The organism is Trueperaceae bacterium (assembly GCA_031581195.1).
Taxonomy (GTDB): domain Bacteria; phylum Deinococcota; class Deinococci; order Deinococcales; family Trueperaceae; genus SLSQ01.
In genome coordinates this window covers 1-7798 of record JAVLCF010000034.1, presented here as the reverse complement: position 1 = coordinate 7798, position 7798 = coordinate 1, and the positions used below count along the sequence as shown (strand labels likewise).

The 7798-nt window shown below is 74.1% G+C and carries 10 protein-coding genes; 8 read left to right on the top strand and 2 right to left on the bottom strand.

Annotated features, from left to right (window positions below; all coding sequences use genetic code 11):
* Both RI554_04765 and proS read left to right on the top strand, forming a co-directional pair.
* The coding region (locus RI554_04765) for a universal stress protein (protein ID MDR9391323.1) at nt 1–276 on the top strand (276 nt) is incomplete at its 5' end.
* Nucleotides 277–327: 51 nt separating this feature from the next.
* Entirely contained in the window at nt 328–1773 is a 1446-nt protein-coding gene (gene proS, locus RI554_04760) for a proline--tRNA ligase (GenBank protein MDR9391322.1), read from the top strand.
* 54 nt (nt 1774–1827) lie between these two features.
* On the opposite strand, the gene RI554_04755 is transcribed toward proS, so the two are convergent.
* On the bottom strand, nt 1828–2772 hold the full coding sequence (locus RI554_04755) for a branched-chain amino acid transaminase (GenBank protein ID MDR9391321.1): 945 nt from the start codon (nt 2770–2772) through the stop codon (nt 1828–1830).
* Between the two features lie 113 nt (nt 2773–2885).
* Between RI554_04755 and galE the strand changes: the two genes are divergently transcribed.
* From galE to RI554_04725, 6 genes are all read left to right on the top strand, one after another.
* On the top strand, nt 2886–3872 hold the full coding sequence (gene galE, locus RI554_04750; protein MDR9391320.1) for a UDP-glucose 4-epimerase GalE: 987 nt from the start codon (nt 2886–2888) through the stop codon (nt 3870–3872).
* Nucleotides 3873–3934: 62 nt separating this feature from the next.
* A complete protein-coding gene (locus RI554_04745; protein ID MDR9391319.1) occupies nt 3935–4564 on the top strand; it encodes a hypothetical protein in 630 nt (209 codons plus the stop codon).
* A gap of 4 nt (nt 4565–4568) precedes the next feature.
* The gene (gene ribH, locus RI554_04740; protein ID MDR9391318.1) at nt 4569–5081 is read left to right on the top strand and encodes a 6,7-dimethyl-8-ribityllumazine synthase; all 513 of its coding nucleotides are present in this window, start codon (nt 4569–4571) and stop codon (nt 5079–5081) included.
* 3 nt (nt 5082–5084) lie between these two features.
* Nucleotides 5085–5873 carry a hypothetical protein gene (locus RI554_04735; protein MDR9391317.1) on the top strand — a complete coding sequence of 263 codons (789 nt, stop codon included), beginning with the start codon at nt 5085–5087 and terminating at the stop codon, nt 5871–5873.
* Nucleotides 5870–6277 (top strand): hypothetical protein, encoded by a 408-nt coding sequence (locus RI554_04730; GenBank protein MDR9391316.1) that lies wholly within the window; start codon nt 5870–5872, stop codon nt 6275–6277. Before RI554_04735 ends, RI554_04730 begins: the two co-directional genes overlap by 4 nt.
* A 27-nt stretch (nt 6278–6304) precedes the next feature.
* Nucleotides 6305–7495: an aminotransferase class I/II-fold pyridoxal phosphate-dependent enzyme gene (locus tag RI554_04725; GenBank protein MDR9391315.1), complete on the top strand. Its 1191-nt coding sequence runs from the start codon at nt 6305–6307 to the stop codon at nt 7493–7495.
* Here RI554_04725 and RI554_04720 read toward each other — a convergent pair.
* The coding region (locus RI554_04720; protein ID MDR9391314.1) for a CPBP family intramembrane glutamic endopeptidase at nt 7492–7798 on the bottom strand (307 nt) is incomplete at its 5' end. The two genes, RI554_04725 and RI554_04720, sit on opposite strands and share 4 nt — an antisense overlap.

Below are 7798 nucleotides of genomic sequence, written 5' to 3'. Positions count from 1 at the left end.
GTCGACCCGGTCGTGGTCTCCGTCGCGGAACGCGACCGCGTGGCGGAGGCCGCCCTCGACGACGCCCGCGCGCGCATGGAGCGCTTCGGGGTGGTCGCGGACTACGTCGCGGCCAGCGGACCGGTTCCCGACGCGTTGATCCGGACCGCGGAGGCGCGCGACCGCGACGTGCTGGTGCTCGGCAGCTACTCGAACCGCCGGTTCCTGCAGGACCTGTTCGGGGGGCTCCTCGAGGCGCTCCTGCGGCGGACCCGCACGCCGTTGCTGATCGGTTGACGCGCCGCCCGCGGCGCGGGCGGCGGGGGCGCCTGCGGTACGATGCGCGGCATGGCCAAGCGAGGCTTGACGCCCCCCGACGAGGATTTTTCCGCCTGGTACAACGAGGTCGTCTACGAGGCCGACCTCGTCGATCACTCCCCGGTCCGCGGCAGTTTCGTGATCCGCCCCTACGGCTACGCCCTGTGGGAGAACATCCAGCGTGAACTCGACGCGATGTTCAAGGCGACGGGGCACGAGAACCTGTACTTCCCGCTGTTGATCCCCGTCGACTTCTTCGAGCGCGAAGCGCAGCACGTCGAGGGCTTCAGCCCCGAGCTGGCGGTCGTGACGCACGCCGGCGGCAAGGAGCTCGAGACGCCGCTGGCGATCCGGCCGACGTCGGAAACGATCATCGGGGAGCTGTACGCCAAGTGGGTGCAGAGCTACCGGGACCTGCCGCTGCTCTACAACCAGTGGGCGAACGTCATGCGCTGGGAGTTGCGCACCCGCCCGTTCCTGCGTACGACCGAGTTCTTGTGGCAGGAGGGGCACACCGCGCACGCCACCGCGGAGGAGGCGCGGGAGGAGACCCGGCGGATGCTGGACGTCTACGCCACCTTCGCCCGCGACTTCGCCGCCATCCCCGTCGTCGAGGGGGAGAAGACCGAGGGGGAACGCTTCGCGGGCGCGCTGCAGACGCTGACGATCGAAGCGATGATGCGCGACGGCAAGGCGCTGCAGTCGGGCACCAGCCACTACATGGGCGAGAACTTCGCGCGGGCGTTCGACATCACCTTCAACGACCTGAACAACGAACGCGCCTACGCGCACACCACCAGCTGGGGCTTCTCCACGCGCTTCATCGGCGCGATCATCATGGCGCACGGCGACGACGCCGGCCTGATCCTGCCGCCCAAGCTCGCGCCGCACCCGGTCGTGATCGTGCCCATCGCCCCCGGCAACGACGACGCGGGCGCCGCCCGCGTCGGGGATGCAGCGGAGCGCCTCGCGGAGGACCTGCGCGCCGCCGGGGTCCGCGTGAAGGTCGACGCGCGCGACGGCATGCGTCCCGGCTGGAAGTTCAACGAGTGGGAACGCAAGGGCGTCCCGCTCCGCGTGGAGCTGGGCCCCAAGGACCTCGAGGCGGGCACCGCCGTCGTCGCCGACCGCCTGTCCGGCGAGAAGACGTCGGTCGCGCTCGACGCGCTCGCCGCCGACCTTCCCGCCCGGCTCGAGGCGTTCCACGAACGGTTGTTGGAGCGCGCGCGGAGCTTCCGCGACGCGCACGTCGACGAGGCCCACACGTTCGAGGAGTTGGTCGAGAAGGTCGAGCACGGCTGGGTGTACGCCACCCACTGTGGCGACCCGGAGAGCGAAGCGGCGATCCAGGAGGCCACCAAGGCCACCGTGCGCTGCATCCCCCTGGAGGGGCCCTCCGCGGAAGGCACGACCTGCGTCCACACCGGCCAACCGAGCGGCTACCCCCGCAAGGTCATCTTCGCCAAGGCCTACTGAGGCGCGTCCGCGGGCGCCCCCGACCCCGGCGGGGCGGGGGCGCCCCGCCCGACGTCAGTCGACCCGCGTCAACCACCCCTCGAACCGCGGGTCGCGGCCCTCGACGACGTCGAGGTAGGCGCGCCGCAGCTCCAGCGTCACCGGACCGGCGACGCCCGCACCGATCGCGCGCCGGTCGATCTCTGCGATGCCGGTGACCTCCGCGGCGCTGCCCACCATGAACACCTCGTCGGCGCCGTAGAGCTCGTCGCGGGTCGCCATCGCTTCGCGCACCTCGCGCCCGTCGGCCTCCGCGATGCGCATCACGCTGTCGCGGGTGATGCCGCGCAGGTTCACCGAGTGCCGGATCGCGTGCACGACGCCGTCGTGCACGAAGAACAGGTTTTCGCCCGAGCCCTCGGCGACGAAGCCGGCGTGATCCAACAGGATCGCCTCGTCGTACCCGTGGTCGCGGGCCTCCATGTTGGCGAGGACGCTGTTGACGTAGTTCCCGCCCGCCTTCGCCTTCGTCGCCAGCACGTCGGGGGGACTGCGCCGCCAGCTGGACGTCATCACCTTCGCGCCCTCGCGGACGGCGTCGTCGCCCAAGTACGTGCCCCACGGCCACGTCGCGACCATGAAGTGCACGCTCGTGCGGCGCGGGTTGATCCCCAACGACTCCGGACCGTGCCACAGGAGCGGCCGGACGTAACAGGCGGTCCGCGCGTTCGCCCGGACGGTCGCCACGACCGCGTCGCGGATCGTCTCCAGGCTCGGGAGGTCGCCCATCCCCATGATGCGGGCCGACGCCAGCAGGCGTTCGGCGTGCTCGTCCAGCCGGAACACCGCGGCGCCCGACCCGGTGTCGTACGTTCGGATGCCCTCGAAGACGCTCGTGCCGTAGTGCAGGGCGTGGCTCAGGACCGACACGGTGGCCCGCTCCTGCGGGACCAGCTCGCCGTCCATCCAGATGAGTCCGGCGTCCAGACCGGGGGCGGGTGTGGGGGTGGGGTCGGCCATGCGCGCATCCTCCCGAGGTGGCGTTCCGCGCATCCTACCCACCTCGGACCGACCGCCGCCGGGACGGGCCCGGCGCACGCTCCGCGCGCGCCCTGCCGGGTACCATGCCGCCCATGCGCATCCTCGTCACCGGCGGCGCCGGCTACATCGGTAGCGTCACGACCTCCACCCTCCTCGCGCGCGGCCACGACGTCGTCGTCCTCGACGACCTCCGGACCGGCCACCGCGCCGCCGTCCCGGACGGCGCGACGTTCGTCCACGCCGACGTCGCCGACCGCCCCGTCGTCGAGGCGACGCTCGTGGCGCACGACGCCGACGCGATCGTGCACTTCGCCGCGAGCTCCCTCGTCGGCGAGTCCATGCGCGACCCGATGGCCTACTTCGGCAACAACACCGCCGGCAGCATCCGCCTGCTCGAGGCCGCGCAGGCGACCGGCGTCCGCCGCTTCGTGTTCTCCAGCACCGCCGCGCTGTACGGCACGCCGGACGCCGTCCCCATCCCGGAAACCGCACCCGTCCGGCCCGAGAGCGTCTACGGCGCTTCGAAGCACGGCGTCGAGCAGGTGCTGGACTGGGCGAGCCGCACGGCGGGACTGGGGGCGGTCGCGCTGCGCTACTTCAACGCCGCCGGCGCCACCGAGGCGCGCGGGGAGGACCACCGCCCCGAGACGCACCTGGTGCCGATCGTGCTGGAGGCCGCCGCCGGCCGCCGCGACGGCGTCCGCATCTACGGCGACGACTACCCGACCCCCGACGGGACCGCCGTCCGGGATTACGTGCACGTCGCCGACCTCGCCGAGGCGCACGCGCTCGCCGTCGAGGCGGCCGAACCGGGACGCTTCGAGGCGTACAACCTCGGCAGCGGCGTCGGGTACAGCGTCCGCGAGGTGATCGACACCGTCCGCGACGTCACCGGCGCCGACGTCCCCGCCGAGGTCGGTCCCCGCCGGGCGGGCGACCCGCCGCGCCTCGTCGCGAGCGTCGCGAAGATCGGCGCGGCGCTCGGCTGGACGCCGCACCGCAGCGACCTGCGCGGCATCGTCGCGTCGGCCTGGGCCTGGCACCGAGCGCACCCGGACGGGTACGCTGAGCGGTCGTGAATCCGTCCGGCGCCACGTACCGTGGTATCACTGCGCCCACGACCCCACGAGGGAGAGAGTCCATGCGACGAACGCCGTTCCGTACGTTCACGTTGATCCTGTCGGTCTTGGCCGTCCTCGGGGTCGCGTCCGCGCAACGCGACGCCGCGATCAGCGGCGTCATCGACAGCGAAACCTCGCTCCCCGACGACGTCCGCGTCGGCGTGCAGCTGTTCGACGCCGACCAACGCCCCGTCGAGGAGATCGCCAGCACCGTGCCGGTCGGGGGGACGTTCACCGTCGAGTTCGGCGAGGTGAACGAGGACCGCCTGCTGCCCTTCCGCAGCGGGGCGGAGCTCCTGCCCGGCCTCCTGAACGAGTACCTCGTCGAGCCCGAGGGCGTGCGCTACGTCCGCGGGACGTTGTGGATGTACGTCGATGCCGACGGCGACGGCACCTGGACGCGGAGCGTGTCCGGCGGCGGGGAGCCGTACTTCCTGGCGTTCTCGCAGCTCGAGCGCCCGCCCGGCTTCTTCTCGTTGCTGTACGTCGACCGCGAGGCGCGCATGACCGCCAGCGGCGTCGACCTGACGCTGCAGCCCGGCTGGAACCTGTTCACCCTGCGCGTCGGCGAGGACGGCGTCGCGACGTACGAGATCCACGATCGGATCGGCGACGCGGCGCTCGACGTCATCGACCTCGTCGGTCGTTGATCGCGTGGCGCGCCCCGACACCCCCCACGACCCCAGCCCGCACGCCGCGCAGGCGCTCCGCGGGCGCCTCGACGGGGCCGGCCTCCGCGTCGGCGTCGCCTTCGCGCCCTACGACCGCGCGATCGTCGATCCGCTCCTCGACGGCGCTCTGGCGGTCCTGCGGGAGGCCGGCGTCGCCGACGACGGCCGGTCCGTCGTCGAGGTGCCCGGCGCGGTCGAGCTGCCGCTCGCGGCGGCGGCGTTGATCGACGCCGCCGACGTCGACGCGGTCGTCACGCTCGGGGCGGTCGTACGGGGCGCCACCGACCACTACGACTACGTCTGCGACATGGTGGCGCGCGGCGTCGAACGCGTCGCGCTCGACACCGGCCGACCGGTCGCCTTCGGGGTGTTGACGAGCCCCACCCGCGAGCTGGCGCTCGCCCGCGCCGGCGGGGAGGCGGGCAACAAGGGCGCCGAAGCGGCGGAGGCGGCGATCCGCATGGCCGACCTGCTCCGCCGCCTCCCGCACGGCTGACGCGTGGCCGTCCCGCCCGCCGACCGCGTGCGCCAGGGGCTCGTCGCGGCTTCCATCGTCGCGACGATCGCCGCGAACGGCCTCGCGAACGCGATCCCGTTCTTCGGGCGCACCACCGCCGACGTCTCCGCCGCCTACCCGACCGCCTTCACGCCGGCGGGCTACGTTTTCGGGATCTGGGGCGTCATCTACCTCGCCCTCGTCGCTCACGCCGTCTGGCAGGCGCGCGCCGCCCGGGCCCGCGATCCACGCCTGCGCCGCGCCGCCCCCTGGATCGTCGCGAGCGGCGCGGCGAACGTCGGGTGGTTGCTCGCGTGGCACGCCGACCTGCCCGTCCTCGCCGCACTCCTCCTCGCGGCCCTCCTGGGCGTTCTGATCCGCATCGACGAGGCGTTCCGCGCGGGCCCCACGGACCCGGATCCGCGCCGCGCGCGCGCCTTCGCCGCGTTCGCGCGCACGCCGTTCCGCATCTACCTCGGCTGGGTTTCCGTCGCGACCGCCGCGAACCTCGCGGTGGCCGGCGTCGCGCTCGGGTGGGACGGCGCGCCGTTCGCGCCCGAGACGTGGGCGATGCTGGTGGTCGGCGTCGCGACGGCGATCGCCCTCGCGCGCCTCGCGACGCGCGGCGACGTGCCGTTCGCCCTCGTCGCCATCTGGGCGTTCGTCGGCATCGCGATCCGCGCCGGCATCCCCGGACCGCTCGCGTTCGCGGCGTTCGTCGCCGTCGCGCTGGTGATGGGTGCGACCGTCGGCCGCCTCGTCCGGCCCGCGCCGGCCGGGGGGCGAACGTGACGCCGCCACCCCCCGACGACGGGCGGGGCGGGGAGGACTGGACCGAGCGCGACATCGTCCTCACCTACTTCCCCGCCACCCAGGACCGGTTGGTGCCGCGCGTCCTGCGCTACCGCCTCGACGACGTCGGCGACGGGGTCGTGGAGGTCCGCGAACGCGACGGCGGGGAGGTCGCGTTGCGCCTGCAGGCCGTCACGCCGGCCGGGAACCCCACCGGGGAACTGTGTTGCGACCTGTGCCGACGGACCGGGACGCGGCGCTTCCTGCGCGTCTACCGCGCGGAGGTGCCCGGCACGCACGGCCGGCGCTACCGCTACCTCACCGCCTGCCTCGAGCGCCGCGGCTGCGAAGCGCGCCGCGTGGACGACGGGCCCCTCGACGTCCTCCTCGACGTCGACGGCTGACGCGCGCCACGCGGTAGGCTGCCGCGCATGACGACGTCCCCCTTCGTCTCGCGCCGGGTCGCGGCGATGCCCGACTCGGTCTTCGCGGTCATGGACGCCGCCAAACGCGACCTGCGGGCCGCCGGCCGGACGCCGATCGACCTCTCGATCGGCTCCACCGACCTCCCGCCGCCCCCAGCGGCGCTCGACGCGATCGCCGCGGCGGCGCACGACCCGGACGCGCACGGCTACACGCTGCACGCCGCCACCGCGCCGCTGCGCGAGGCGGCGGTCGCCTGGTACGCCTCGCGCTACGGCCTGGCGCTCGACGCCGACGCCGAAGCGCTCGTCACGATCGGGGGGCAGGAGGCGTTCGCGCACCTGTTGTTCGCCGTCGCCGACCCCGGGGACGCGGTGCTGCTGCCCGAACCGGGCTACCCCAGTTGGTTCGGGGCGGTCGCCCTCGCCGGCCTCGAACGCGTCGACCTGCCGCTGCGGCCCGAACGCCGCTTCCTGCCCGACCTGTCGGCGGTCCCGACCGACGCCGCTGCGCGCGCGAAGGTCCTCGTCCTCAGTTACCCCAGCAACCCGACCGCGGCACTTGCGCCCGCCTCGTTCTTCGCCGACGCCGTCGCCTTCGCCGAGGATCACGACCTCCTCGTCGTGCACGACTTCCCGTACGTCGACCTCGTGTTCGACGGTGCCGAGGCGCCCTCGGCGTTGGCGGCGCCCGGCGGGCGCGAGCGGGTGGTGGAGCTCTACACGCTCAGCAAGTCGTTCCACATGGCGGGCTTCCGCATCGGCTTCGCGCTGGGGCACCCCGGCGCGATCGGGGCGTTGGCGACGGCGAAGGGCGCGATCGACTTCAACGCCTGGCGCGGCATCCAGCGCGGCGCGGTCGAGGCGCTCGCGACGCCGCGCGAACGCCTCCGGGCCGACGCGGAGGTCTACCGCCGCCGTCGCGACGCGCTCGTCGATGCGCTGAACGATGCGGGCGTCCCCACCGACCGGCCGGAGGCCAGCATGTACGTCTGGACGCGGCTGCCGGGCGGGGCGCACGACTCCGTGGCCGCCGCCCTGGCGTTGCTCGACGCGACCGGCGTCGCGGTCGCACCCGGCGTCGGGTTCGGGCCCTCGGGGGAGGGCTGGATGCGCTTCGCGTTGGTGCGCGACGAGGCGACCCTGCGCGAGGCGGCGCGCCGCATCGGGGCGGCCGCCCCCGCGCTCGCGGGCCGCTAGCGCCCGACGTCGCCGGGGTGACGGCGGGCGCGTCGGGCCGCCCGAGCCCCGCGCAGCAGCCCGGCGGCGTTCACCACCCCGTGCGCGAGGACGGCGGGCGTCAGGCGGCCGCTGGCCTCGACGAGCGCGCCGAAGGCGAGGCCGGCGAGGGCGGTGAACACCGGGTAACTCCAGCCGCGGCGGCCGGCGGGATGCAGGAGCCCGAACAGGAGCGCCTGCGGCACCAGTCCGAGGGTGGGCAGCAGCATCCCGCGAAACAGGATCTCCTCCCCGGCGGACGTCGCGACCGCCAACGCCGCCGCC